General features: G+C 71.6%; 23 protein-coding genes. 9 read left to right on the plus strand and 14 right to left on the minus strand.

The features are described from left to right. Nucleotides 1–54: 54 nt before the first annotated feature. The gene (locus tag AB0J46_RS03865; RefSeq protein ID WP_364325977.1) at nt 55–294 is read right to left on the minus strand and encodes a hypothetical protein; all 240 of its coding nucleotides are present in this window, start codon (nt 292–294) and stop codon (nt 55–57) included. 558 nt (nt 295–852) lie between these two features. Between AB0J46_RS03865 and AB0J46_RS03870 the strand changes: the two genes are divergently transcribed. After that, entirely contained in the window at nt 853–2,205 is a 1,353-nt protein-coding gene (locus AB0J46_RS03870) for a prolyl oligopeptidase family serine peptidase (protein ID WP_364325980.1), read from the plus strand. Nucleotides 2,206–2,260: 55 nt separating this feature from the next. After that, nucleotides 2,261–3,667: a type VII secretion protein EccB gene (gene eccB, locus AB0J46_RS03875; RefSeq protein ID WP_364325983.1), complete on the plus strand. Its 1,407-nt coding sequence runs from the start codon at nt 2,261–2,263 to the stop codon at nt 3,665–3,667. Nucleotides 3,668–3,711: 44 nt separating this feature from the next. On the opposite strand, the gene AB0J46_RS03880 is transcribed toward eccB, so the two are convergent. Both AB0J46_RS03880 and AB0J46_RS03885 read right to left on the minus strand, forming a co-directional pair. Then, on the minus strand, nt 3,712–4,479 hold the full coding sequence (locus AB0J46_RS03880; protein ID WP_364325986.1) for a hypothetical protein: 768 nt from the start codon (nt 4,477–4,479) through the stop codon (nt 3,712–3,714). A 16-nt stretch (nt 4,480–4,495) separates the two neighbouring features. Next, nucleotides 4,496–5,563, minus strand: coding sequence for a hypothetical protein (locus AB0J46_RS03885; RefSeq protein ID WP_364325989.1), 1,068 nt, complete (start codon nt 5,561–5,563; stop codon nt 4,496–4,498). 130 nt (nt 5,564–5,693) lie between these two features. Between AB0J46_RS03885 and AB0J46_RS03890 the strand changes: the two genes are divergently transcribed. Continuing rightward, the gene (locus AB0J46_RS03890) at nt 5,694–6,617 is read left to right on the plus strand and encodes a M23 family metallopeptidase (RefSeq protein WP_364325992.1); all 924 of its coding nucleotides are present in this window, start codon (nt 5,694–5,696) and stop codon (nt 6,615–6,617) included. Between the two features lie 181 nt (nt 6,618–6,798). Here the strand turns inward: AB0J46_RS03890 and AB0J46_RS03895 are convergent, their stop codons facing one another. The 8 genes from AB0J46_RS03895 to eccD form a co-directional block, all read right to left on the minus strand. Beyond that, nucleotides 6,799–8,067: a hypothetical protein gene (locus AB0J46_RS03895; protein WP_364325995.1), complete on the minus strand. Its 1,269-nt coding sequence runs from the start codon at nt 8,065–8,067 to the stop codon at nt 6,799–6,801. 5 nt (nt 8,068–8,072) lie between these two features. Then, nucleotides 8,073–8,531, minus strand: coding sequence for a hypothetical protein (locus tag AB0J46_RS03900; RefSeq protein ID WP_364325998.1), 459 nt, complete (start codon nt 8,529–8,531; stop codon nt 8,073–8,075). 10 nt (nt 8,532–8,541) lie between these two features. After that, nucleotides 8,542–9,966, minus strand: coding sequence for a hypothetical protein (locus AB0J46_RS03905; protein ID WP_364326001.1), 1,425 nt, complete (start codon nt 9,964–9,966; stop codon nt 8,542–8,544). A gap of 6 nt (nt 9,967–9,972) precedes the next feature. Continuing rightward, nucleotides 9,973–10,377, minus strand: a complete 405-nt coding sequence (locus AB0J46_RS03910) for a hypothetical protein (protein WP_352361899.1) — start codon at nt 10,375–10,377, stop codon at nt 9,973–9,975. A gap of 53 nt (nt 10,378–10,430) precedes the next feature. Then, nucleotides 10,431–10,745, minus strand: coding sequence for a WXG100 family type VII secretion target (locus tag AB0J46_RS03915; protein WP_357994585.1), 315 nt, complete (start codon nt 10,743–10,745; stop codon nt 10,431–10,433). A 13-nt stretch (nt 10,746–10,758) separates the two neighbouring features. After that, a complete protein-coding gene (locus AB0J46_RS03920; RefSeq protein ID WP_364326004.1) occupies nt 10,759–11,085 on the minus strand; it encodes a WXG100 family type VII secretion target in 327 nt (108 codons plus the stop codon). Nucleotides 11,086–11,211: 126 nt separating this feature from the next. Then, a complete protein-coding gene (locus tag AB0J46_RS03925) occupies nt 11,212–11,655 on the minus strand; it encodes a YbaB/EbfC family DNA-binding protein (RefSeq protein ID WP_364326007.1) in 444 nt (147 codons plus the stop codon). 83 nt (nt 11,656–11,738) lie between these two features. Continuing rightward, on the minus strand, nt 11,739–13,094 hold the full coding sequence (eccD, locus tag AB0J46_RS03930) for a type VII secretion integral membrane protein EccD (protein ID WP_364326010.1): 1,356 nt from the start codon (nt 13,092–13,094) through the stop codon (nt 11,739–11,741). Nucleotides 13,095–13,277: 183 nt separating this feature from the next. Here eccD and eccCa point away from each other — a divergent pair, with 183 nt between their 5' ends. The 3 genes from eccCa to AB0J46_RS03945 are packed head-to-tail and all read left to right on the plus strand — an operon-like array spanning nt 13,278 to nt 18,618. Further along, nucleotides 13,278–17,267 carry a type VII secretion protein EccCa gene (eccCa, locus tag AB0J46_RS03935; RefSeq protein ID WP_364326013.1) on the plus strand — a complete coding sequence of 1,330 codons (3,990 nt, stop codon included), beginning with the start codon at nt 13,278–13,280 and terminating at the stop codon, nt 17,265–17,267. Then, complete coding sequence (locus tag AB0J46_RS03940; protein ID WP_352325334.1) at nt 17,267–17,551, plus strand: hypothetical protein; 285 nt, start codon at nt 17,267–17,269, stop codon at nt 17,549–17,551. The genes eccCa and AB0J46_RS03940 overlap by 1 nt, the downstream gene beginning before the upstream one ends. Continuing rightward, the gene (locus tag AB0J46_RS03945) at nt 17,548–18,618 is read left to right on the plus strand and encodes a transglycosylase SLT domain-containing protein (RefSeq protein WP_364326016.1); all 1,071 of its coding nucleotides are present in this window, start codon (nt 17,548–17,550) and stop codon (nt 18,616–18,618) included. The genes AB0J46_RS03940 and AB0J46_RS03945 overlap by 4 nt, the downstream gene beginning before the upstream one ends. Before the next feature lie 3 nt (nt 18,619–18,621). Here the strand turns inward: AB0J46_RS03945 and AB0J46_RS03950 are convergent, their stop codons facing one another. The 3 genes from AB0J46_RS03950 to AB0J46_RS03960 form a co-directional block, all read right to left on the minus strand. After that, a complete protein-coding gene (locus AB0J46_RS03950) occupies nt 18,622–20,937 on the minus strand; it encodes a serine/threonine-protein kinase (RefSeq protein ID WP_364326019.1) in 2,316 nt (771 codons plus the stop codon). A gap of 150 nt (nt 20,938–21,087) precedes the next feature. Beyond that, nucleotides 21,088–22,236, minus strand: coding sequence for a S8 family serine peptidase (locus AB0J46_RS03955; protein ID WP_364326021.1), 1,149 nt, complete (start codon nt 22,234–22,236; stop codon nt 21,088–21,090). A 90-nt stretch (nt 22,237–22,326) separates the two neighbouring features. Next, nucleotides 22,327–22,599, minus strand: a complete 273-nt coding sequence (locus AB0J46_RS03960) for a WXG100 family type VII secretion target (RefSeq protein ID WP_352326956.1) — start codon at nt 22,597–22,599, stop codon at nt 22,327–22,329. Between the two features lie 124 nt (nt 22,600–22,723). Between AB0J46_RS03960 and AB0J46_RS03965 the strand changes: the two genes are divergently transcribed. From AB0J46_RS03965 to AB0J46_RS03975, 3 genes are all read left to right on the plus strand, one after another. After that, nucleotides 22,724–23,443 (plus strand): SDR family oxidoreductase, encoded by a 720-nt coding sequence (locus AB0J46_RS03965; RefSeq protein WP_364326024.1) that lies wholly within the window; start codon nt 22,724–22,726, stop codon nt 23,441–23,443. Nucleotides 23,444–23,479: 36 nt separating this feature from the next. Next, nucleotides 23,480–25,231, plus strand: coding sequence for a biotin carboxylase N-terminal domain-containing protein (locus tag AB0J46_RS03970; RefSeq protein ID WP_364326027.1), 1,752 nt, complete (start codon nt 23,480–23,482; stop codon nt 25,229–25,231). A 105-nt stretch (nt 25,232–25,336) separates the two neighbouring features. Then, complete coding sequence (locus tag AB0J46_RS03975) at nt 25,337–26,740, plus strand: hypothetical protein (RefSeq protein ID WP_364326030.1); 1,404 nt, start codon at nt 25,337–25,339, stop codon at nt 26,738–26,740. Nucleotides 26,741–26,815: the final 75 nt, after the last annotated feature.

The following is a 26,815-nucleotide window of genomic DNA, read 5'->3' on the forward strand; positions in this document are numbered from 1 at the left end:
TTATGGCTCAGTACGCCCGGATTGAGTCGTGCCGCCCCGGTCGCCGACGTCACCTCAAACGCCGCAACGACGGCCGATCTCGCCTCGAAGGCTGCAACGATCGGTGAAGGACGGCGCGCCGCTGGGGCCGTGGCGGTCGAGCCCGATCGCGAGGGACCGGCAGTTCCGGGCGGCCTCGCCGTTCCCGGCGCCCTGGCGGTTGCCGGTGACCTGGCGGCTGTCGGTGGCCACGCGGCTCCCGGTGGCCACGCGGCTCCCGGTGACCTCGCGGTTCCGGGTGACCTGACGGTCCATGAGGTGACGTTCCGCGGCAGCGGCGGGCTGGAGCTGCACGGCAGCGTGATCAGCCCGTCGGCCAGCGCGATCAGCTCCTCAAGCGCCGGCAGCGCGGCCCAGTCCGGGGGCACAGCACAGGCCGGGGGTACAGCCGGGGTCGGGGGTACAGCCGGGGTCGGGGGTACAGCCGGGGTCGGGGGTACAGCCCAGGTCGGGAGTACGCCCCAAGTCGGAGGCGCAGCACAGGCCGGAGGCACAACCCAGGCCGGGGGTACAGCGCAGGTCGGGGGTACAGCGCAGGTCGGAGGTACAGCCCAAGTCGGAGGTACAGCCCAAGCCAGAGGTACAGCACCGGTCGAGGCTAAGGGGCAGCCCGGAGACATCGCCCAGGTCGGGGGCGCGTCCCAGACCGGGCGCGCGGCCGGGCAGAGCCTGAGCGGCGAGGCCGGGCAAGGCCGGGACAATCCGGCCGGGCTGAGCCGGGAGAGCCTCGCCGGGGAGGGTCCGAGCGGTGTGGGTGGGCGGGCTGGGGTTGTGTTGGTGCATGGGGCGGGGACGGGGACGTCTCGGGAGAAGTTGCTGGGTGAGGCCGTCGCCTTCGCCCGGCAGGGCCTGACCGTGCTGATCTACGACAAGCGCTCGGTGAACTATTCGCTGTTCCATCGGTCGTACGCGCAACTCGCCGACGACGCGCTCGGCGCGGTCGCGACGCTGCGCAAGGAGCCCGGGGTCGATCCCGGCAAGGTCGGCATCTGGGGGCTCAGCGAGGGCGGGTGGGTGGCGCCGCTCGCCGCCTCGAAGTCCAAGGACATCGCGTTCGTGGTGGTGGTCGGGGCCAACGCGTTGCAGCCCCTGCGGCAGCAGACGTGGGCCGTGGCGGCCGGGTTGCGCAAGGCGGGGGTCGGCGGGTCGCTGGTCGAGCACGCCGAGCCGAAGCTGTACCGGGTGATCGCGGACGGGGACATGTTCCCCGAGCCCTACTACGAGCCGGAGCCGGTCCTGGCCGCGGTGCGGCAGCCGGTGCTGGCGATCTGGGGCGTGCACGACCTGCTGACCCCGCCCCGCGAGACGCCGCCGATCTTCCGCGCGGCGTTGGAGAAGGGCGGCAACAGGCGGTACACGTTCCGGTTCTTCGAGAAGGCCGATCACGCGGCTCATGTGACCCCGGACGGCGGCGTCACGCGTCTGCCCGAGCTCGCTCCCGGTTACGCCGAGCTGGTGGGCGGCTGGGTGGCGAAGGCGACCTCGGGTCGGGCTCCGGTCGCGGAGGTGTCGGGGCCGGCGCCCGTCCAGGCGGAGGACTCCGTCGGGACGCCGCCTCCCGCATGGTGGGAGTCGGCCTTCGCGCAGACGGCGGTCCTGGCGCTGTTCCTGGCCGGGTTCGCCGGATATCCGGCGGTCGCCGTGGTCCGGCGGATCCGGGGCCGCGGCGCGGCCCGGCCCACGCAGGCCAAAGAAACGACAGCCGCCCAGGCCACGCAGGCCAAAGAAACGACAGCCGCCCGGGCCACGCAGGCCAAAGAAACGGCAGCCGCCTGGGCCACGTCGGCCAAAGAAACGGCAGCCGTCCGGGGCACGCCGACCGCGGAAACGGCAGCGGCCCGGGCCACGTCGGCCAGGGGGACGGCGGCGGCTCGGGTGGTCAGCGGCGGAGGGCTCGTGGCGGCGCTGGGCGGGTTCGCCTACCTGTTCTATCTGATGTCCACCGGCGGAAAGCTGGCCGCGCCAGGTCCGATGCTCCTCGGCAGGCCGCTCGTCTGGCTGGCGCTGCAGGCCGTGGCGGTGGCCACCGTCGTGGCGACGTTGCCGGCAGCGCGCACGTGGCGGCGGGAACGCGCGACCGGCGAGCGGGTACGGCTGGGCCTGCTCGTCGCGGCGGGTGTGGCCTTCGTTCCGTGGGCGTTCTATTGGGGTTTGCTACTTCCGTAGGGGTTCATGACACAAGAGCGTTCTATGCTGATCCCTGCGATACGGGAGAGGTGAGATGCAGACCCGGAAGGACCTCTACCAGGCTCATCGGCTGATGCAGCAGCGCCTGGGCATGGCGTTGCTGCAGGCTGAGCCCGATGTGCCGGAGACGCCCATGCGGCGGCACAACGTGGCGATGTTCTGCGGCGTGCTCGTGGGCGTGCTGATCGCGGCGGTGTTCGGGATCTGGGGGCTGCTCAAGCCCGGCGGGGCGACGAACCTGACCGAGGCCGGCCAGCTCCTGGTCGAGGAGGAGACGGGCGCCACCTACGTCTACAGCCAGGAGCAGGGGCGGCTGCTGCCGACCGCCAACTACGTCTCGGCGCTGCTGCTGCTCGACGCGACCGACTTCAAGGTGCGCAACGTCTCCGCCGCGTCGCTGGCGACGCTGCCGCGCGGGCCGCTGGTGGGCATCGCGGGCGCGCCGGACAGCCTTCCGGCCCGCGAGAAGCTGGTGAAGGGTCCGTGGTCGGCGTGCGTGACCGAGCCGGCGCAGGCCGCCGGGGCGCGGGGGCCGTACGTCACCCTGGTGGGCGGACAGGACGTCGGCGGGACACCCGTGGGCGGCGACGCGCTGGTCGTCACGGACGGCCAGCAGGGCTGGGTGGTCTGGAACGACCGGCGCATGAAGGTGACCGACACGGGTGTGCGCGCGCTCAACGCGCATCCCAGAAGAGTGCCCTCGACCTGGATCAACGCGATCCCTCCCGGCCCCGACTTCATGCCGCCGCCCATCACCGGCCTGGGCCGGCGTGCCGTCGCCCCCGGCGGCGGCAAGGGGGCGGTCGGTCAGGTCTACACCGTGAAGGGCATGGGCGGGGCTCCCGACCGCTGGTACGTGCTGCTCGCCGACGGGCTCGCCCCCGTCAACCTCACCCAGGCGACGCTGCTCCTCGCCGACCCGAGGACCAAGGCCGCGTACGGCAGGCGCGCCGCCGTCCCGCTGGAGATCGACGCCGCCACCGCGAACGGCAGGACCTCCCGCCAGACCCTCACGGTCGGCGGCCTGCCGACGAGCCTGCCCAGAACGGTCACCTCCTCGGCGGCGCTGTGCGCGGTGTACGCCGACACGCAGAACGGCTCAGCACAGGCGAAGATCACGGTCGGCGCGACGATGACCATCCCCGTGCCCACGTCCCGGAGCGACCAGGAGCACTTCGACCAGGTGCTGCTGCCCGCCGGCGGCGCGGCCCTGGGCGGCCTGCTGCCCGGGGACGGCCAGAAGGCGTTCGTGCAGACCTACTTCCTGCTCACCGACCAGGGCAGGAAGTTCCCGCTGCAGACCGGGGACCAGATCAACAAGCTGGGGTACGGCGCCGAGGACGTCACGCCGGTGCCCTACAACCTCGTCCACCTGATCCCGGAGGGCCCGGCGCTCGACCCGACGGCGGCGCGCTCACCGGTGCAGGTCACGGCCCAGTGAGCGACATCCCCGCCCGGAGACCGCCGGGCGGGGGTGGGACAGGGCTAGATGAGGCCGCCGCCGGGCAGGTTCATGCTCGGCATGCCGCCGTTCTTCCGCTGCAGGGTGCCGGGCGCCCCGTCGGTGGCGGGGGCCGCGTACTCCAGGTCCGTGGGCGCGAAGTCGGGCTTGGGGCGGCCCTTGTCGATGGACTGGGTCATCATGGCGCACATGCCGTTCACCATGACGAGGACGCCGGTCAGCATCGCCACGGACTTCACCTTCTTGCTGACGATGTTCCTGAGGGCCTGTCCGAGCGCGGTGAGGAAGCCGCTGATCGTGACCCTGGCCGCGACCTTGCCCACGCCGGGGATGAAGTAGGACGCCACCTCCCACGCGGCCATGAGCGCCATGGCGAAGCCCACGTAGACGGCGACCTGCACGGCCCAGTGGTAGAGCGTGGCCATGTGGTCCATGCCGCCGCCGACGCCCTTGAAGTACGCCGAGGTGGCGTCCAGTTGCTCGGCGAACTGGTCCACGGCCTCGCTGAACACCATCCAGGCCGGCCCCTTCCAGTACCCCTTCTCCTCGATCTCCTTCTTCAGCTTGACGAGCTCGGTCTTGATGGACTCGAAGTCCATCCCCGCCTGGCCGTCGGCCGGCGCCTCCCACTCCTTGGCCGCCTTGGCCATGTCCCCCGGGTTGGACACGAGCGTCCCGATCATCAGGGCGATGTTCCTGGCGATCGGGTACTGGCTCAGCACCAGGGCGGACGCGCTGGCCATGGCGGCCGCCGAGAGGATCTGCCACCGGTCGCTGTCGTATTGGGCCATCTTGTCCTGCCCCTTCTCACTCGCCGATGACCGGCGGTGCGATGTCCATGTCGTCGAGCCAGTCGTTCTCGTCGCCGCGCACGTACTCCGGCTTCTCCCGCTCGCGGTTCTGCTCGTTGCCGGCCGCGCCGCCCGACATGGGCATGAACGGCATGCCCGACATGCCGTTCGCGCCGGCGCCGCGCAGGCCGCCCGCGCCCGCGCCCGCCGTGGTCCCGCCAGGCCCCGAGCCGCCCGTGTATCCGCCCGAGGTGGGGTAGCCGGTCGGCAGGCCGTTCATGTTGCCGGTGCTGGGGATGGCGGAGTTCAGGGCGGCGGGGTCGAGCCCGGACAGCTTCGTCTGGGACGGGTCCGGGACGCTGTGGTTGAGCTGGTCCTCGATGGACGGCGTCTTCGGCAGGTTCGCGTTCAGCGCGTTGGGGTCCGGCAGGTTCGAGCCCGGCAGGTTCGGGTCCAGCTTGCTGGGGTCGGGATAGTCGGGCTTCGGGAGGTTCTGGTCGGGCAGCTTGTCGTTCGGCAGCTTGTCGTCCGGCAGCTTGTCGTCCGGGAACCGGTCGTCGGGCAGCTTGTTGTCCGGCAGCTTGTTGTCCGGCAACTTGTCGTCCGGCATGTCCATCGGTGGCAGCTTGCCGCCCCCGCCGCCCAGGCCACCCAGGCTGCTCGGGTCGATGCCGCCCGGACCGGGCCCGGTGGGCCCGCCGGGCCCGGTCGGGTTGTCGTCGCCGATCGTGCTGATCAGGCCGTCGTTGTCCTTGTCGACCTGCTGGTAGTTCTTCTCAAGCTGCTCCAGCGCGGTCTTGTAGTCGCGCAGGGCGGTCCTGGCCATGCTGATCGCGCCGCTCGCGCCACCCTTGACCTGCTCGTGGGCGTACGAGAGGCCGATGCCGACAATGCCGAACCCGGGGAAGTCGACGTGGATCCCCTTGGTGTTCGTCTCGATCTTGCCCATGCCGGGTTCCTGCTCGGCCATGTTGGCGCCGAGCTCGCTGATCTTTTTGTCCTTGAACTGGATCGTGGCCCCGGTGAGGGAGCCCCCCGGCTGGTATTGCCCCAGACCAGGCGTGGTGCTCTCCCCTGCTGCCATCTGACCCTCCATGTCCGAAAACTGCGTTTTGCACAGTCCTGGCTACGATATCGACAAATATCAACTTTTAGCGTGAACACTTTGCGAATGATCTAGACTGGCCGTTGATCAGGATGGCAGCCTTTCCCACATGCGGATCAAGACCCTCATTGTGGGCGTGTATGGCATCGCCGCGCTGCCCCTCGCCGGGACGAGCGCGGCCAACGCCAGCGCCGCCGTCGTCCACCAGCTTCCGTTCCCGTGTGGCGAGACCTGGACCGGCGACAGCAACGACAGCAGCGCGCACACCGGCGGCTACGAGATCGACTTCAACGGCTCGTACAACGACGGCAACGCCGACATGGGCCGTACCGTGGTGGCCTCGGCGGCCGGCAAGGTGATCATGTCGGAGTACCGGACCGCCGACGGCTTCGGCAACGTGGTCAAGATCCGGCACTCCGACGGCAGCGTCTCGCTGTACGCCCACATGAAGAAGCGCACGGTCTCCCTGGGCGCGAACGTCGCGCAGGGCCAGCAGGTCGGCCAGGTGGGCAACACCTCGGCCAAGTACAAGGGCATCATCGCCCACCTGCACTACGAGCAGCGCACGTCGTCGGGCAAGATCGTGGCGGCCAGGTTCAACGGCACCACCTTCGGCTACAGCCACCAGACGCTGAAGTCGAACAACTGCCAGGGCGGCGGCGGCACGCCCGCGCCCGCCGACCCGGGCAAGCCCAGCACCGGCGGCGGCGGCAACCCGTACTCGGCCGAGCAGATCTGCGGTGCGGGCTACAAGCAGATCGACTCCGCGCCGCTCGGCAACCAGGGCCGGGTCGTCCTGCTGTACTCGGCCTCCACCGGCCAGAACTGCGTCACCACGCTGCGCAACAGCGGCTCGGGCAAGGCGGCCGTGCGGGCCTACCTGGAGGTCAAGGGCAAGGCCAGGAGCACCGACGCGGGCAGCTACCAGTACTACGCCGGTCCGGTCCGGGCCAAGGCCCTGCGTACCTGCGTGAAGTGGGGCGGCGCGATCGGCTCGACCACGTACGACAGCCCCTTCGAGCACTGCGGCTGACGCGACCGCGCGTGCATGAGCGGGGCGGCGCCTCCGGGCGCCCCCCGCACCTCCCTTCCCCGCACGGGGAGCGGCTTGCGGGCGGGCAGTGGGCCGCGCGCCAGTGGCGGGCCGGTCGCGAGGATCGGCCCGCAGGCGTGGTGCGGCGGCTCCGGGCGCCGGGCGAGCGCGCAGCGCGGCCTCAGGTGAGCGTGCTCGGCGTGGTGCCCTCCGGGCCGCCCCACACGTCGTCGTCCTCGGCGAGCCAGGTCGAGTTCTCGCTGTCGTGCTTCTCGCCGCTCTCGCCGCCACGAGCGGGCATTCCGCCCATCATGCCGGGAGCGCCGAACCCGGGGCCGCCGGCGGCGCCGTGCATGGCGGCGCCCGCCGCCCCGCCCCCGCCCGCCGCTCCGAAGCCGCCTCCGGCTCCCGATCCCGCGCCGCCGCCGTAGGGCGAGCCGCCCGTCGTCGTGGGGAAGGCGCCGTTGGGCATCCCCGACATGGACGGGTCGTACCCGGCCAGGTTCGCGGTGCCGTCGCCGGTGCCCGACGGCAGGCCGGCGGTCGAAACCGGCGGCACGGAGCCCAGCGAGGCGCCGTTCAGGGCCGAGGAGTCGGCCCCGCCGTACGGGTTGTCCCCGGCGTCGTAGCCCTGGACGCCGCCGACGTTCACGCCGGAGCCGTTCGTGCCGGAGCCGTCGGGATAGTGGACCGCCGGGTAGGCGCCCGTTCCCCCGTCACCCGGCACCTTGCCGTCGATGTACCCGGGGCCGCCCGGCACGGCGTCCGGACCGATCGAGGAGACGGGGATGTTGCCCGCCCCGCCCTTGCCGTTCAGGTCCGGCGCGCCCGGCACGCCTCCGCCACCATTGTTGAAGTCCGGCAGCTCCGGGACGCTCGGGTCCGGCAACGCGGTCTGGACCTCGACGGGCAGCTGCTTGTAGTGCTCGACGATGCGCTCGTTGACCTTCTTGAGGTGCTCGACGGCCCGCTTGTCCCCGCGGTACAGCCGGTAGAACGGCACCCGTCCGGCCCAGTCCACGTCGCGGTCGGTACGCGAGTCGTGGTCCATCGACTCGACCACGTTGGCCTGCGCCCAGTTCAGCGTCTCGCCGTACCCATGGACCGGGCGGCCCATCTCGCCGAGTTTCCTGGCCAGCTCGCGCACGCTGGCGTGCAGGGTCTGGAGCTGCTTCTGCGTCTCGACGGCGGCCGGGCCCGTGTAGTTCTTGGCCAGCTCGGCCGCCTTGGCCTTCAGGTCACCGGCGAAGCCGTTCAGCAGCGTCTCGGCCCGCGTGTAGTAGAGGCCGGCGAGTTTGATCGACTCCGGGTCGGTGGCGTCGATCCACTTCATGACCTTTTCGAGCGTGTCGCTGAACATGCTCCCCATGAACGACACCTCCGGGGTGGAGGTGTCGACCGGGCCGGTGTTGTAGACGAGCTTGAGCGTCTGCTTCTTGGGCTCGGCCATGGGTGTCAGGCCTCCCGCCGCGCGGCGGCTTCCTCGGTCGCCTGCTCGGCGCCGCCGGACGCCTTGGAGATGTCGAGCAGCGCCTCCACCGTGCTGTCGCCCTGCCCGACCATGGCGGCGTACAGGCCGCTGGTGGAGCCCGGCTCGCCGATCAGCTGGGAGTAGGCCGAGTTGACCGCCAGCCCGAAGTGCATGGCGGCGGGCCACTCGCCCATCTGGTTCTGGCTGAGCGCGCAGTAGCGCTGGAGATCGGGCAGCGAGCCGGCGCCCTCGGGCAGTTTCGGCCCGGGGGCCTTCTGCCCCGGCGCGGTCAGGAACTGCGTCACCGGCGGGAGCGTGGGTGTCTTCAGCTTCTTGAGCAGCTCGCTCAGCTCGCCGGCGATGCGCTTGATCTCCGTGCGGTTGGTGTAGTTGTCCTTGTCCCCGTCGAGACCGGGCCAGTTGGGGTCCAGTTCGAGTGCCATGGCCGCCTCCTTAGCCGATCACCGGTGAGATGGAGCCCTCGTGGTGGCTCCACACGTCGTTGTCCTCCTTCAGGAGGGTCGAGGTCTCGACCTGTCCCTCCTCGGGGGCCGGTCCGCCGCCGCCGCCGAACGGCATGAACGGCATGCCGGCGCCGCCCATCGCGCCCGTCCTGGCCGCCGCCGCGGGCGCGCTCCCCTGGACGTACGAGCCGGGGCCGCCGATCACCGCGGGCGTCCCCGCGGACGGAGAGGGGTAGGCGGGCTGGGTCACGAACGGCTGGTTCGGGGTGCCGGGGTACCCGGGGGTGGTGGTCGGGTGGTAACCGGCGGTCTCGGTGGCGCGCGGGTCGCGGACGTCCACGTCCTGCGACTGGGTGGCGCGGTCGCCGGTGGTGTTGTTGTCGAGCACGGGAGGCGTGGTGCCGTCGCCGGTGGTGGCCGAGCCGCCGGTCCCTGATCCGGTGCCCTGGCCGCCCGGCTGGTCGGAGCCGGGGGTGTCCGTCCCGGGGGTGTCCGGCCGATCGGTGCCCGGGTTGTCGCCGCCGGGGGTCTGGTCCCCGGGGCGGGGGTCGGTGCCGGTGCCGCCGTCGTGGCCGCCGGTGCCGCCACTGCCCGAACCGCCGGAGCCGCCAGAACCGCCGGAGCCGCCCGATCCGCCGGAGCCGCCGTGCGTGCCGGAGCCGGTCGAGCCGCCCGTGCCGCCGCTGTCATGGCCGCCGCCGGTCCAGTACGAGCCCTTCCCGTACGGCGAGCGGTCGGTGAGCGGCATGTCCCGTTCGGGAGCCGGCGCCTCGGCGGGCTTCACCTCGGGCAGCTCGACGACGACACTCTCCGGGATCCGGAAGTCGTACAGGTCGACGATGTGGTTGTTGAGCTTCTCCAGCGCCCGCCGGGCCACGTCGGCCTGCATCTCGGTAGGCGACTTGGTGGCGCCGGGCATGGGTTCCGGATAGTTGTGCGAGGTCTGGGGCCCGAGCACCGGCGGCGTGTGCGACGGCGACGGCGTCGCGGACGGCGGTTTCGGGGCCGCGCCCGGCGAGGGCTCCGGGACCGCCGTCTTCTGGTTCTTGGCGGCCTCGACCTCCTCGATCGCCTTGGGCAGGTAGTCGCGCCCGTACAGGATCAGCGCCTCGGACATCTTGTCCATGGCCTCGGCGATCTCGCGCCCGGAGGCGTTGAGCAGCTGGAGCGCCCGCTGCGCCTGGGCGGAGCTGTCCGACCGCCAGGCGCCGGACAGATCCTTGCCGATCTGGGGCAGCGCGTCGGCCACCCCGCGGATGACCTTGGCCACCTGCTTGTAGGACAGGCCCCGGTCGTGCACCTCCATGGCGGAGGTGGCCTTGAGCCATCCCTCGATCTGCTCCCGCGACGCGGTGACCGGCTCGCTCTTCGGCCGCCGGGAATTGTCACGGATGTCGACCTTGCGCTCAGCCAACGCTGCTCACTCTCGGCCCGGGTTCGTCTTGGCGTAACTGTCGGCGCTGTCCCTGATGGCCTTGACCAGTTTCTGGCAGCACTCGACGTAGTCCTGGTACAGGGCGGTCAGCAGCGCTCCGCGGCCCTCCATCGACACCTGGCCGCCGGGGTCCGCGCCGGTGCTGCCCACGCTGTGCGCGAGGGCGCTGGCCGCCGGCCACCGCCCAATGTGCTCCTCGCCCAGCGCGAAGTACCTCGTGAGGGTCTCCACCGAGCCGGTGACGCCGTCCCTGTTGCCGCCGGCGCCCTGTGTGAGCGCCAGGGCGATCTCCAGGTCGTCGGCGATGGCCCGCATCTTGCCCACGTTGTAGTAGAGCTCGGCGTCGGTGTCGTCGAGCCCCGGCCACGGTTCGGGTTCGAGCCCGGCCATGATCCTCCCATCACCAGGCTCGGCCACCGCGCGGGGTGGCCGAGCAGAAGACGTCAGCCGTCGTACCAGATGGACTTGTTGCGGTTCTCGGCCGCGCGGTAGTTCTCGTTCGCGATCTGGACGGCCTTCTGCAGCTCGTCCAGCTGCCCGCGCATCTGGGCGGCCGCGGCCTGCCACTTCTGCTCGTGCTGCCGGAAGAACGTCTCGGCGCCGTCCGGGCCCTCCCAATGGCCGGCCAGGTCGTTCTTCAGCCGGGCCATCAGGTCGTCGGTGGCCTTCTCGAAGGAGCCGAGGATCTTGATGAAGTCGCCCTGGGCGAGCTCCATGTGCCCAAAGTTGACTTTGGTGAAGTCGAGCTCAGCGGACACCGCGGTCCCCCTCCTACTTGATGTCGACGTTGATCAGGGACTCGACGCGGCCCATACCGGCCTGGACGTCCTGGTCGGCCGCGGAGTAGACGACCGCGTTGACGCCCATCTTGTCGGCGATCCCCTCCAGGTCGGTCCGGACGTTCCGCATGGAGTTGTCCCAGTTGGTCATGGCGTTCTTGAACCGGGCCGCCGCCGGGCCGAGCCAGCCGGTCGAGAGAAGACCGTTGGCGGTCGTCTCCACCGCCGTCCTCAGACCCTCGATGTACTGGGCGGTGTCCACCACGTGGCCAGAGGCCACCTTGATCTGGCTCGGGCTTGCCCCAAAGAATTCGGACACTCGTCACCTCCGTAACGATCATTTCGGTCGCTAACCCATATAAGCACCAAACAGCCCATGAGTAACAGCAGACCCAATGGCCAAGATGTAACAACTTCTCGACATGTCAGCAAACGCCCTGGTCAATCACAGGTCCAGTTCGCGGCGGATTCTGTCGAGTTCTCCCATTACGTCCTCAAACGCCCGTTCGTAGCTGGCCTCGGCCTTGCGGACCTCGCGCAGCGCCCGGTCGGAGTTCTCCAGCATGCGCATCGGGTTGCCGTGCACGCCGAACATCTCGGTCAGCAGCTCGTCGGCCTGCCGTTGCAGGTCGGCGGTCGCCGCCGCGATGGCCTCCCTGATCCGCTCCGACAGCTCGGCCGCGCTCAGCCGCATCGCCTTCGGCTGGATGTCCAGGGTGCGCAGGCCCTCCTGGGCGTACTCGACGACGATCAGGTGCCCTTCGTCCTCTCCCCTGCCCACCAGGGCGGACATGGCCTTCTGCAGCTCCTCGGACTTGCTGAGCTGCTCGTCCATGCTGTCCAGGAGCCGGTCCATGTCGATGTTGCCGAAGTCCCCGAAATCCGTCACCGACACCATCCCTCCCATAGGGCACATCGGTGCGAGTTAACCACAATCAGGGCTTCGTGATGTTCACTTCGGGGACGAACCGGCTAACCGGCCAGGCCGCGCACCCAGGCGTAGACCTCCAGCACCCCGAGCGCCAGCGGCACCAGCGCGACGATCAGCGCCCATTCGAGGATGTCGGCGGCCCTTCCCCAGAACGGCGAGGGCCTGCCGCCGGGCAGCCACACGCCCATGCCGACGACCACCATGGCCGCCCACAGCAGCCCGAGCACCACGGCCACCGAGGCCACGCCGCCCACGCCGACCCCGACGGACACGGCCACCGCGCCGAGCGCGGTCAGCCCGACCAACAGCAGCCAGAGCCGCTGCCCGACGCCCTGGAACACCCGGGCCCGCATGATCTGCGTGAACGCCAGCACCAGGGACATCGCCACCGAGATCCACCGGCCGTCCGCGACGAACATCGCGTGCGCCCCGGCCCCGACCAGCGCGACGCCCACGACCATGCCGGTCGCGTACCGCCGCGCCGCGCCGGTGCGCTCCAGCACCGAGGCGCTGTCGAGCCGCTGGTTGTCGCCGCGCAGCTCCTCGGCGTTGGTGGGCATGACCGGCAGCGGCACGCGGGCCAGCCGGAACGACAACACGGGCACCAGCGGGCTGAGCGCCATCACGACGGCCGCGCCCACGGCCGCCACACCCGCGGGCGACGCCCCCGTCACCATGACGACGGCCGCGCAGACCGCGCCGGTCATCGAGGCGATGGCCGTGCCGAGGAAGCCCGGCACGCCGTCCGCGATCGCGGTGCCGCCGAGCGTGGCCACCAGCGCGGTGCAGGCCAGGGCCCCGAGCAGTTGCGGTGCGCCGACGGTCATCAGCCCGCCGCCGGCCGCCGGGGCCAGCAGCCCGGCCAGGAACGCGTACGGGAGGGCGGCGTACCCGATCACCGCGCCGGAGCCGGAGTCGCCGACCGCGCGCGAGATGGCCGTCCCCACGCCGACGATCAGCAGCGCGAGCGACCCGGCCACGATCGCGGTCACCATCGGGGTCAGGCCGCCGAAGGCCAGCGCCACGGCGCCGGCGACGAGCAGCCCGCAGGCCGCCCCGCCGCCGAGCCCGCGGGTCAGGTCGGGCGACCACTTGCCCTTGCCCTCGCGCACGCCGGTCGCGACCACGTCGGCGACGTCGTCGAACCTGGTCGGCGGCAGCGACACCGCGCGCGGGCGCAGGTAGAGGATCTCGCCGTCCAGCACGCCCAGCGCGCCGAGGCTCTGTCCCAGGTCGAAGGGAGGGCCGCCGAGCCGCTGCAGCGTCCAGCCGGGCGCGGTGGCAATGTCGCCGCCCAGCTCGCCCATGGCTCTGAGCAGCCCCGGGAGGACGTGCGGCAGCGGGATGTCGGCGGGCAGTGCCAGGTCGGCCTTCCTGCGCGGCCCTACCACCGTCACGTGGCACAGCGGCGGGAGCGGAGCGGGCACCTGGTGCAACGCGCCCTGCTGTGGAGGAGGGATTTCGGCCAGCGATGTCACAAACACAACATAGCGAGACAGAGTTAACTCAGACCTCAACTCGGACGTTAGGCACATCTGGTAAGAAGGTTCTTCCGAGCACCAGAAGGGCCTGTCACAAGGGTGAGCATCGTCGTAGTACGGCGCCCGGAGCGCCGCCCCAGCCCGAAGCCGCCGCGCGGTGAGATCCTGCTGGAGTCCCCGCCGGAGATCCCAGAGGTCCAGTCGCAAGGCATGATGGCGGTGCTGACGTACCTGCCGATGGTGGCGGGCGCGGCGGCGATGGGCCTGATGTTCACCGCCGGCGGCACCAACGCCAACCCCATCATGTACGTCGCCAGCGGCCTGTTCGCGTTCTCGATGGTCGGCATGACGGTCGGCCAGATGGGCCGCCAGGCCGGCGAGCGCAAGGCCCGGCTCAACGGCGCCCGCCGCGACTACTTCCGCTACCTGGCGCAGATCCGCAAGAAGGTGCGCAAGGCGGCCATCCAGCAGCGCGAGGCGCTGGAGTGGAGCGGCCCGGCCCCCGACACCCTGTGGTGGACCGCGATGGGCCCGCGCCTGTGGGAGCGCCGCCCCCGCGACGAGGACTTCAGCACCGTACGCCTCGGCACCGGCATCCAGAAGCTGGCCGTCCAGCTCATCCCCCCGGACTCCAAGCCGGTCGAGGACCTGGACGCCCTGTCGGCCGGCGCGCTGCGCCGCTTCATCCGCACCCACTCGACCGTCGAACGCCTCCCGGTCGCCGTCGCGCTGCACTCCTTCTCCCGCATCAAGCTGGACGGCGACCCCGCCCTGGTCCGCGACCTGGTCCGGGCCATGATCGCGCAGATGGCCGTCTTCCACTCCCCCGACGACATGCGGATCATGGTGTGCGCGAGCAAGGAGTGGATGAGCCACTGGGACTGGGTCAAGTGGCTGCCGCACGCCCTGCACCCCGAGGAGACCGACGGCGCCGGCCAGGTCAGGCTCATGGCCGAGAACCTGGCCCAGCTCGACCGCCTGGTGGGCGCGGAGCTGAAGGAGCGGGCCCGCTTCAAGCCGGGCGCCTCGCCGGACGCGCTGCCGTACCACGTGCTCATCCTGGACGGCGGGCACGTGCCGCAGGACTCCCAGCTCGGCGCGGACGCCATCGACGGCGTCACCGTGATCGACCTGTCGAACTCGGCCGGGACCGTCGAGGAGCGCAGCACGCTGCGGCTGCGCATCGACGCCGCCGGCTTCCACATGGTCAAGCTGGACCACGCGGGCCGCGAGAACACCAACCGGCTCGGCGACCCCGACGCGCTGGACTACCTGCGCGCCGAGGGGCTGGCCCGCCAGCTCGCGCCGCTGCGCGCCTCCTCGGCCAAGGGCGGCGACGCCCAGGACGTGCTGGCGGTCAACACGACGCTGACCGAGCTGCTCGGCGTCGGCGACCCGACCCGGCTGGAGCCGTCGGTGACCTGGCGGCCCCGCGCGGGACGGAACCGGCTGCGGGTGCCGATCGGCCTCGGCGCCGACGGCCGGCTGGTCGAGCTGGACATCAAGGAGTCCGCCCAGGGCGGCATGGGCCCGCACGGCCTGGTCATCGGCGCGACCGGCTCGGGCAAGAGCGAGCTGCTGCGCACGCTGGTGCTCGGCCTGGCGGTCACGCACTCCTCGGAGATCCTCAACTTCGTGCTCGTGGACTTCAAGGGCGGCGCGACCTTCCTCGGCCTGGACGGCCTCTCGCACGTCTCCGCGGTCATCACCAACCTGGAGGACGAGCTGCCGCTCGTGGACCGCATGCACGACGCCCTGCACGGCGAGATGGTGCGCCGCCAGGAGCTGCTGCGCGCGGCCGGCAACTACGCCTCCCTGCGCGACTACGAGAGGGCCCGCGAGCAGGGCGCCAACCTGCGTCCGCTGCCCACGCTGTTCGTCATCCTGGACGAGTTCAGCGAGCTGCTGACGGCCAAGCCCGAGTTCATCGACCTGTTCGTGATGATCGGCCGGCTCGGGCGCTCGCTCGGCGTGCACCTGCTGCTGGCCTCGCAGCGGCTGGAGGAGGGACGGCTGCGCGGGCTCGACACGCACCTTTCGTACCGGATCGGTCTGCGCACGTTCTCGGCCATGGAGAGCCGGGTCGTGCTGGGGGTGGCCGACGCCTACGAGCTGCCGTCCGCGCCGGGCAACGGGTACCTGAAGTTCGACACGTCCGGCATGACCCGGTTCAAGGCCGCGTACGTGTCCGGTCCCCACCAGGTCGACCCGCGGCACGTCGCCACTACCGACGGCTCGGTGACGGTCCGGGAGATCGTCGAGTACGGCCCCGACTTCGTGCCCGTCCCGATGGTCGAGGAGCCGCCCGAGGACCCCGCGGCGCAGGAGGAGAGCAACAAGGCGCAGCAGAGCCTCCTGGACATCGTCGTCGGCCGCCTGGTGGGCCAGGGGCCGCCCGCGCACCGCATCTGGCTGCCGCCGCTGGCCGAGCCGCCCACGCTGGCGCACCTGCTGCCCCCGCTGACGGTCACGCCCGAGCTGGGGCTGTCCACGGCCGGATGGACCGGCCGCGGGCGGTTGCAGGCCGTGGTGGGGATCATCGACCGGCCGTTCGAGCAGCGGCGGGACCCGTACTGGCTGGACCTGTCCGGCGCGGCCGGGCACGTGGGCGTGGCCGGCGGCCCGCAGAGCGGCAAGAGCACGGTGCTGCGCACGCTGATCACCAGCATGGCGCTCACGCACACCCCGCGCGAGGTGCAGTTCTACTGCCTGGACTTCGGCGGCGGCGCGCTGGCCTCGCTGGAGGGGCTGCCGCACGTCGGCGGCGTGGCCTCCAGGCTGGACGCCGACCGGGTGCGCCGCACGGTGGCCGAGATCGCCTCGATCCTGCGCGACCGGGAGCGGGAGTTCACCGAGAACGGCGTCGACTCCATGAGCACCTACCGCAGGCGGGTCGCCGACGGCTCCCTCCAGGGCGACGGCTGGGGCGACATCTTCCTCGTCGTGGACGGCTGGCTGACGATCCGGCAGGACTTCGAGGCCCTGGAGCCGGTCATCACCGACCTGGCGGCGCGCGGCCTCGGCTACGGCATCCACGTGGTGGCGGCCACCGGCAAGTGGTCGGAGTTCCGGCCCGGCATCCGGGACCTGTTCGGCACGCGGGTGGAGCTCAAGCTCGGCGACGCGTACGAGTCCGAGATCAACAGGAAGAAGTCGCTGGCCGTGCCGGAGGGCGTGCCCGGACGCGGCCTGACCAAGGACGGCCTGCACTTCCTCGGCGCGCTGCCCAGGATCGACGGCGTGCAGGACTCCGACGACCTGGCCGCCGGCCTCCAGGGCCTGGTGCAGGCGATCGGGGACTCCTGGCAGGGCCCGCCCGCCAAGCAGGTCAGGCTGCTGCCGTCGGTGCTGCCCGCCGCGTCGCTGCCGGGCGTGGAAGAGACCGGCAAGTCGCGGATCGCGATCGGCGTGGACGAGGCCGCGCTCGCGCCCGTGCTGATCGACTTCGACGCCGACCCGCACTTCGTCGTGGTCGGCGACACCGAGAGCGGCAAGTCCAACATGCTCAAGGTGATCGCCGAGAACGTCGTCGCCCGGCACACGCCGCGCGAGGCCATGATGATCGTGATCGACTACCGCCGGTCGCTGCTGGACACGGCGGTCAGCGAGAACCGCATCGGCTACGCCGCCTCCAGTGCCGCCGCGCTCGAACTGGTCAACGACGCCCGCAACGCCCTGCTCAAGCGCCTGCCGCCGGCCAACCTCACGCCCGAGCAGCTGCGCGCCCGCGACTGGTGGAAGGGCTCCGACCTGTACATCGTGGTCGACGACTACGACCTGGTGGCCACGTCCAACAACCCGCTGCTGCCGCTGGTCGAGTTGCTGCCGCAGGCCCGTGACATCGGACTGCACCTGATCATGTCGCGGGCCATGGGCGGCCTGGGCCGGGCCATGTTCGACCCGGTGATCCAGCGCGTCAAGGACATGGCCAGCCCCGCGGTGATCCTGTCCGGCAGCAGGGACGAGGGCTTCCTGTTCGGCAACGTACGCGCCCAGCCGCAGCCTCCGGGACGCGGCTTCGTGGTGGACAGAAGGCTCGGCTCGCGGCTGGCGCAGACGGCGTTCTGGCCGCCGACGGAGGAGGAGTGATGGCGGGACTGGACATCCACTTCGAGGCCCTGGACGACTGCCGCATCGCGGCCAAGACCGTGGCGGGCAAGTTCGGCGACCTGGCGGAGAGCTTCCCCGCCGGCGCCGCCGACTCCTCGATCTTCGGCAAGCTGGCCGACTCCGCGGCCCTGGCGACCGCCGTCGACCAGGTGGAGAGCGTCGCCGACCGCGAGTTCGGCAAGGCCAGGAGCCTCGTCCAGAGCGTCGAGCGGGCCCTGGACCTGGTGGAGAGCAACGTGCGGAAGGCGAACTCCCCGGCATGAGCGCACCGGAGGCGATCAACGCCCTGCCCGGCGGTCCCACGCTGGCCGCGCTGGCCGGGCAGGTGAGCGGCGACCCGGGCGCGATCCGCGGCATCGCCAAGCGCTGGCGTACGGCCGCGGGCAAGGTGCTCGCCGACTCCGGCCAGCTCGGCAGCGCCGTCACCACCGTGGACCTGGCCTGGGAGGGCGACTCGGCGGACGCGTTCGTCCGCTACATGGGGGACTACGGCAGGGCCGGGCAGGGCCTGCACGACGCGCTCAACTCCTGCGCCGACGCGCTCGACGCCGCCGCCGGCGTGCTGGAGAGCTCCCAGCGCCAGGTGGACGGCATCTGCGACCGCCTGCTCACCCGCGTCCAGAACCACCGGACGGCCAACCCCGACGCCAAGCAGGAGGACCTGGACGCCGAGATCGGCCGCCTGGTCCGCGAGGAGACCGAGAACGCCAGGAAACCGGTCAAGGACGCCAAGGACGCCGTCACCGACGCCAAGAACGCCATCGGCACGGCGCTGGGCGAGCGCACGACGACCTTCGCCCAGATCAAGGTGGCCGGCGACCAGGAGTTCGTGCCGGACGCCGGGCACCGGTTCGACTGGCGGCGTACCCAGAGCTACACCTCGCCCTATTCGGGCACCGGCGGCAGCCCCATCATCGGCGGCTACGGCCCGAGCGGCCCGCCCCCTCCCGCGGGCGGCGGGCCGGCGCCCACGGGCAAGGTGAAGCAGTGGATCGAGGAGGCCGTCGCCATCCTCAAGGAGCACGGCTATCCGGTCGGGAAGATGAACGTCGACGACATCTGGATGATCATCCAGCACGAGTCCGGCGGGAATCCGCACGCGATCAACCTGTGGGACTCCAACGCCGCCGCCGGGCACCCCTCCAAGGGGCTCATGCAGACGATCGACCCGACCTTCAACGCCCACGCCCTGGACGGCCACCGGGACATCTACAACCCGGTGGACAACATCATCGCGGGCGTGCGCTACTCGATCGAGCGCTACGGCAGTGTGTCCGCGGTGCCGGGGGTCGTCGGCATGAAGACCGGGTCCGGCTACCGCGGATACTGAAACCTAGCCGCAGTTCGCCCAGTCCGCACTGGTGCTGCCCGTGCCCGCGCTACCCGCGTAACGCACGCACTTGCCCTTGGCGGGGAGCCTGACCGGCCCTGCGTAGTACTCGTAGTTGCCGCGGTCGGTGCTGCTCGTGCCGCCCTGCACCTCCAGGGTCGCGCTGACCGGGGTCGCCTTGCCCACGTCGGGGCCGGACTTGAGGGTGACCACGCAGTTCATACCGGTGCTGCTGTTGTAGAGCTGGTACGTCGTGCCGCCGGAGAACGGGGCCGACCGCTGCACCACGAAACCGGATCCGCAGACCTGGATCGGCGAATAGGGATTCGGCTTCGACGTGGCCGGAGGCGTGGAGGTCTTCGTGGGCTCCGGCTCCTGGGTGGGCTTCTGCGTGGGCTCCGGCGCCTGCGTGGGCTTCTGGGTCGGGGTCTGGGTCGGCTGCTGCGTGACCGTCGGGGTGGGCGTGGCAGTGGCCGTCGGGGTGGCCGTCGCACTGGGCGTCGGGGTGGGCGTCTCGGTCGGCTCCTCGGTCGGCTTCTCCGTGGGCTTTCCGGTCTGCTTCTCCGTGGGCTTGCCGTTCGGCTTCTGGGTGGGCGTCTCGGTCGGCTGCTGCGTCTGCGTCTGCGTCGCGGAGGGGGTCGGCGTGACCGTCTTGGTGACCGTGGTCGTCGGCTCGGGCTCCTTGGTGGTCTTCCGCTCCTGCACGGTCGGCTGGATCGTCGGGACCGTCAGCTGCTGGGTCGCCGTCGGCGTCGGCACCGTGGTCAGCACCGGCACCTGCGGGGTGTCGGCGGAGGTGTCGTCGTCCGGCAGCACCAGCGGGCCCACGCCGTCGTCGTCAGGGGACGGCGTGGTCGCCCAGGGGGCGGTGACCTCGGGCTGGGGCTGCGTCGGCACGGTGGTGACGGCCTTCTGGGCCGCCGCCGCCGCACCCGAGCTGGGCGACGCGGAGCCCGCCGCGGCGGCGGGCTCGAAGGTGACGCTGGAGGAGTAGCGGCTCGCGCCCCACAGGCCGATCGCCGACAGCAGCATGACCGCGACCACACCGGCGACCAGGCCGATGGGGAACGGCTTGCGCGCCGGTCCGGTGCTGCCCGCACCGGCCATCGCGGGCTGGGCCGGCTCCACGGGCGGGTTCTGCGGTCCGGGCGGCGGCCCCCAGGCGGCCTGCACGGGCACCGGCGGGTACTGCACCGGGACGCCCTGCACCGGCTCGTCGTTCACGGGAAGGTGCTGCATGGGGCCGGGCTGCATCGGGCCGGGCTGCATCGGGCCGGGCTGCATGGGCTCATGCCCCATCGGGCCCTGCGGCGGCACACCGGGCACGAACGGGCCGGGCTGCATCGGGCCGTTCGGGACCGGGCCGTTCAGCATCGGGCCGTTGGGGATCGGGCCCGGCTGCATCGGGCCGTTGGGGATCGGGGCGCCCTCGATGGCCAGGGGCAGCACCGGGGGCTGGCCCGGCACGGGCGGCTGGCCCGGGACCGGAGGCTGGCCCGGCACCGGCGGCTGGCCGTCGATCAGGGTGACGAGCTCCGCCGGGTCGGACGGCGGCATCTGCACCGGCACGCCGTCGATCGGCGCCTGCACGGGCACGCCCTCGATCGGCGCCGCCGGCATGGGAGCCTTGTCGTCGCCCAGCAGGCGCAGCAGCGCCGTGTACGTCGTGGGCCGTCCGGACACGTCCTTGGACAGCGCCGCGAGGACCGTCTGGCGCAGCGGATCGGGCAGCCCGTCCACCTTGGGCTCGTCCGTGAGCACGGCGTGCGCGTCCTGGCCGAACGGCGCGGAGCCGGTGGCGGCGAACACCACGGTCGCCGCCCAGGCGAAGACGTCGGCGTAGGGCCCGTACTGGAGGCCGTTGAGCTGCTCGGGGGCGCGGTAGCCGATCTCGCCGGCCGGGTCGCCGATCTCGATGTCGGTGACGCGCAGCCCCTCGCCGGTGAGGATCACGTTGTCGGGGGTGAGCCCTCGGTGCGCGAATCCGGCCAGGTGCACCGCGGTCAGCGCGGTGAGCATGCCGACCGCCACGCGTTCGAGCGCGTCGCCGGTCAGCGGGCCGTCGGCGGCGACGGTCTCGGCCAGCGAACGTCCCTCGACGTGCTCACGTACGACGTAGAGCACGCCGTCCTGGACACCGGCGTCGAGCGTGCGGGCCACGTACGAGCTGGACACCCGGCCGACGTCCTTGAGCCGGGTCACGAAGTCCGGGTCGGCCGCGGGGTCCACGGTCAGCGTCTTGATGGCGACCGGATCGGCGTCCTCGGACTCCTTGCCCAGATGAACGGCGCCACGCGGGCCCTGTCCCAACAGGCTCACGATCTCGTGATCGCCGATCCGCTCCGGTACTGCTGCCTGGGGGGAGTCCTTCTCCACCATGACCGTCCTTTCAGGAGTCCGTCATGATCAGAGACATTTAACCAAATAAGCCCCATAAGCATCAGCAGTTTCGGGCACCCACTCTTACAGTTAACCGTCAATTCTTCCGATATCCGGCGGCGAGCCGGGGCGCCAGCGCCGCCTGCGTCCCATGGGCACGAACACCCAGGCCGCCAACGCCAGCCCGACCAGCGAGAACCCGCCCGCCGCGATCACCGTCGCGACCTCCATCGACCGCTGGTCCGGCGGCACGGCCTTGCGCACGACGGTCGCGGGCAGCGGCGGCGGCACCGGCGGCGCCACGGCCACCTGCTCCGACGGCAGCACCGCGGTCACCGCGAGCAGCGGGTTCACCATCCCGGCGCCGGTGCCCGTCCCGGACGCGCCGTCGGCGGTCAGCGTGATGCGCCTGCGCACCTGGAGCTGCGTCAGCCCGGGATGCCGCGCGCGGACGAGCGCGACCACGCCCGTCACGTACGGGGCGGCGTAACTCGTGCCCTTCAGGGCGGACTGGTACCCCTTGAGCGGCCAGGTCGAGCTGACGCCCTCTCCAGGGCCGAGCACGGCGACCGCGTTGGGGTTGGAGAACGTCGAGCGCCCGCCGTCCGGGGTCGCCGAGCCCACCGACAGCACCCCGTCGTACGCGGCGGGATAGGAGGGGGTCGAGGTGCCGTCGTCGTTGGACAGGTTGCCGGCGGCGGCGACGATCACCACGTCCCGCTCCAGCGCGTAGTCGACGGCCGCCTTCAGATCGGGGGTGTTGGAGGCCTCGACAGAGACGTTGATCACGTCGGCGTGCTCGTCCACGGCCGTCTTGATGGCCTTGGCCAGCAGGCCCACGTCGCCCCTGTCGCCGGTGACGTACTTGATCGACAGCAGGCTCACGCCGGGGGCGACGCCGTGGAAGGGGATGTCCTTGCGCGGCTGGCCGGCGATGAGCCCGGCGACCGCCGTGCCGTGGCCGACGCAGTCGCGAAAGCCGGTGTTGGTGAGGTCGGCCTTGCCGCCCAGCCGGATCTGGGGGTGGGTCTCGTCCACGCCGCTGTCGATGACGGCGACCGTGACGCCCCGGCCCGTGGTCAGCGGCCACACCTTCTCCGCGTTGACCCGCCGCTGCGCCCAGGTCTCGGCGATCGCCATGGTGGCCTTCTTGGGCGTGCACCGCACGGGCGCGGCCTGCGCCGGCGCCGCCGCGAACTGCAGGGCGAGCACGCTCGCCGCCAAGGCGCGACCAATCATGGAGAAAGAGCGTAGCCTGCCCGATCCGGGAGGAAAGCTCCCCTCACGACGGAAGAAGCCCCGGCGGCGGGCCAGGGCCCCTGTCCGTGCTCACTGCGTGGCGGACTCGATGTTCCGCTGGTACGTGCCGATGACCCGGGAAGCCTCCTGCAACTCCTCGGTCATGCGCTGGAAGGCCGTGCGGTAGTTCTGCCAGGCCTGACTGAAACGCTGGGCTCCGGGGCCCGTCCACGCGGTGCCGACCTTGGCCGCCTCGCGGTCGAGCGCGGTCATGATGGTGCGGAGCGCCTCTGACTGCTGCGTGAACTGGCTGGCCATCTGCTGCATTTCCGCGGGGTTGCCGCCGAGCATACTCTGGCTCATGCATACCTCCTGGAACTGGTGAAAGCGCCCTCACCATAAAGCGGGCCACCGCCCGTCGCCCCCGTTATGCCGAGCGGCTATGGTCGTCCAGAGGATTATTCGGATCTAAAGGAGTGATCCACTCATGCGCGAGGTCGTGGTGACGGGTGGCGGCACCGGCATCGGTTACGCCATCGCCGAGGCGTTCGCCGCCCTCGGCGACCGCGTCACGATCACCGGCCGGCGCGAGCACGTGCTGAAGGAGGCCGCCGCGCGGCTGGGGGCGGCGTACGTGCCGTTCGACGCCGCGAGCCCGGCCGCCGTCCAGGACGCGCTCGACAGCCTGCCCGCCCACGTGGACGTCCTGGTGAACAACGCCGGGGGCAACACGAACCTGGACCGCGACCGGTCCGGCGACCTGGCGGACGTCGCCGAGACGTGGTGGGCCAACCTCAACGCCAACCTGCTGTCCGCCGTGCTGGTCACGACCGCGCTCGCGCCGCGCATGGGCGAGGGCGGCCGGATCGTCTCCATCGGCTCGATCGCCGCGCGCGGCACCGGCTCCGGCTCGTACGGCGCCGCCAAGGCCGCCGTCGAGTCCTGGACCGCCGACCTGGCCGCCGAGCTGGGCCCCCGGGGCATCACCGCCAACGTCGTGGCTCCCGGCCTGGTGATGGAGACCGAGTTCTTCCGCGGCAGGCTCACGGAGGAGGGCATCAGGGCCCGCGTGCAGAACACGCGTAACGGCCGCCCTGGCACCCCCTCCGACGTGGCCGATACCGTTCTCTTCCTGGCGTCCGCGGGAGCCGGGCACATGACGGGGCAGGTGCTGCATCTGAACGGCGGCGCGTACCTCGGCCGCTGATCACTCACGAGGACCACGAGGAAGGGACGAAGGTCGGTGCGGAAGGTTCTGATCGCCAATCGCGGCGAGATCGCCGTACGGGTGGCCCGCGCGTGCACGGACGCGGGGATCGGCAGCGTGGCCGTCTACGCCGACCAAGACATCGACGCCCTGCACGTCAGGGTGGCCGACGAGGCGTACGCGCTGGGCGGGCAGTCCCCCGCCGAGACCTACCTCGACATCGCCAAGCTGCTCGACGTCGCCGCGCGCTCCGGCGCCGACGCCGTCCATCCTGGCTACGGCTTCCTGGCCGAGAACGCCTCGTTCGCGCAGGCCGTCATCGACGCCGGCCTCACCTGGATCGGGCCGCCCCCGGCCGCCATCGCCGCGCTGGGCGACAAGGTGCAGGCCAGGCACATCGCGCAGAAGGTCGGCGCGCCGCTGGTGGCCGGCACCAAGGACCCGGTCTCCGGCGCCGAGGAGGTCGTGACCTTCGCCGAGAAGCACGGGCTGCCGATCGCGATCAAGGCCGCGTACGGCGGCGGCGGCCGCGGCATCAAGGTCGCGCGCAGGCTGGAGGAGGTCGCCGAGCTGTACGAGTCCGCCGTGCGCGAGGCCGTGGCCGCCTTCGGCAGAGGCGAGTGCTTCGTCGAGCGCTACCTCGACCGTCCCCGGCACGTCGAGACCCAGTGCCTGGCCGACCACGCGGGCAACGTGGTCGTGGTCAGCACCCGCGACTGCTCGCTCCAGCGCCGCCACCAGAAGCTGGTGGAGGAGGCGCCCGCGCCCTTCCTGTCGCCGGAGCAGATCGACATCCTCTACACCAGCTCCAAGGCCATCCTGAAGGAGGCCGGCTACGTCGGCGCCGGCACCTGCGAGTTCCTCGTCGGCCAGGACGGCACGATCTCCTTCCTGGAGGTCAACACCCGGCTGCAGGTCGAGCACCCGGTGAGCGAGGAGGTCGCGGGCGTCGATCTGGTGCGCGAGATGTTCCGGATCGCCGACGGCGAGCTCCTGGGCTACGACGACCCGGCCCTGCGCGGCCACTCGATCGAGTTCCGGATCAACGCCGAGGACGCCGGCCGCAACTTCCTGCCCGCCCCCGGCACGCTGACCGCCATGCGCGCCCCGGCCGGGCCCGGCGTCCGCCTCGACTCGGGCTACGAGGCCGGGATGACGGTGCCGCAGACGTTCGACTCGCTGGTGGCCAAGCTGATCGTGACCGGGCGCACCCGTCACGAGGCCCTCGACCGGGCCCGGCGGGCGCTGGCCGAGTTCGAGATCGACGGCATGCCGACCGTGCTGCCCTTCCACCGGGCGGTCGTGACGGACCCGGCGTTCACGTCCGAGCCGTTCGCCGTGCACACGCGGTGGATCGAGACCGAGTGGGACAACCCGGTCGAACCGTACGCGGGCGAGGTGGCCGCGGCTCCGGCCGCGCCGGCGGTGCGCGAGACGGTGACGGTCGAGGTCGGCGGCAAGCGCCTTGAGGTGGTGCTCCCGGCCGGGCTCGGCATGGCCGGGCCCGCGCCCGCCGCGGCCAAGGCGCCGCGCCGCGCCGGCGGCGCGCGGAAGCACGCGGCGGCCGGCGGCGACGCGCTGGTCAGCCCGATGCAGGGCACGATCGTCAAGGTCGTCGCGAACGACGGCGACGTGGTGAGCGAGGGCGACACGGTCGTGGTGCTGGAGGCCATGAAGATGGAGCAGCCGCTGACGGCCCACAAGTCGGGCACCGTCACGGGCCTGTCGGCCGCCGTCGGCCAGACCGTCACGTCGGGCGCCACGATCTGCGAGATCAAGGACGCCTGAGCCCGCTCCCCCGTGCCTGCGTGCCGTCGCGGGCAGGTAACGTGCCCAGTGAGGAACTTTGCCGACCGCCCGTTCGTCCTCATGGGCGAAGGAGGCTTGCTGCCAATGACCCATTCGCTGCGCCGAGCAGGGGCCGCGATCGCGGCTCTGATCGCCGGGCTGTTCGTCGTTCTCACGCTGTCCCCTGCCGCCAACGCGGCGGCGGCGCCACCTGACGCACAGACTGTGGTGCAAAACTGGAAGAAGGCCCCGCTCTACGTGGTGTCGGGCTCCCCCTTGAGCTCCAGCCAGCAGAGTGACATCAACGACGCGCTGAAGGACGCCGACAGCAAGATCTACGCTGTCGCGCTGCCCGACGGCACCTTTGACAACTCCACCGTCGGGCCGTACCTGTCGTCGCTGGGCAAGGCGCTGGTCGAGGCCGGTCGCCCCCGGGTGACGGTGGTGGTGTTCGACGGCGAGACGATGTTCGCCGGGTCCAACGCCCTGCGGAACAACCTCGCCGGCCAGCTGGTCAAGCTCTCGGTGGACGCCAACTCGGGCGACATCGTCGCGGGCGTGAAGGACTTCGCGAACCGGGTCGACGCGGCGGGCAAGAACGACCGCAGCGGCGCCCTCAGCCCCAGCAGCCAGGCCAACCCCGGCGCCGGCGGCCAGTTCGCGCTGGTGGCCCTGCTCGGCCTGCTGGTGGTCGGCGGTGGCGGCTACTTCCTCTACTCCAAGAACAAGAAGAAGAAGCGCGCCATCCAGGAGGCCAAGGACCTCGCCGCGGTCAAGCAGACCGTGGAGGAGGACGTCACCAAGCTGGGTGAGGAGATCACCGAGCTCGACACCGACGTCACCCTCGCCGGCCAGGGCGGCGGGCACATCACCGAGTGGCAGCAGGCGCTCGACTCCTACGAGAAGGCCAAGGTCCAGCTCAACGCGGTCCAGCGGCCCGACCAGGTCCGCGAGGTCACCCAGACCCTTGAGGACGGCCGTTACGCGCTGGCCGTGGTGAAGGCCAAGGTCAACAACCGGCCGATCCCCGAGCGGCGCGCCCCCTGCTTCTTCAACCCGCAGCACGGCCCGTCGGCCCGTGACGTGCGCTGGGCCCCGCCCGGCGGCGCGGTGCGCGACGTGCCGGCCTGCGCGATGGACGCCGAGGCCGTCGAGCGCGGCTTCGACCCGCAGATGCGCGAGGTCATGGTCGACGGTCACCGTCGCCCCTACTACGACGCGGGCCCGGCCTACCAGCCGTACGCCTACGGCTACTACGGCGGCTTCGGCGACATCATGACCGGCATGTTCATCGGCACGATGATGGGCAGCATGTTCCACGGCGGCTGGGGCGGCGGCGGCTACGGCGCCGGCTACGCCGAGGGCTACCAGGACGGCGGCGGCGGCGACCTCGGCGGCGGTGACTTCGGCGGCGGCGGCGACTTCGGCGGCGGAGGCGGCGGCTGGGGCGACTTCGGCGGCGGCGGCGGCGACTTCGGCGGCGGTGACTTCGGCGGCGGCGACTGGTAAACCCCTGCGCCGACCCTGACGGGCGCGCCCTCCCTTTCCGGGGGGCGCGCCCTTTTCGCGTTCCGGTGTCAACCT

The sequence above is a fragment of the Nonomuraea sp. NPDC049758 genome, assembly GCF_040674635.1.
Classification (GTDB): Bacteria; Actinomycetota; Actinomycetes; order Streptosporangiales; family Streptosporangiaceae; genus Nonomuraea.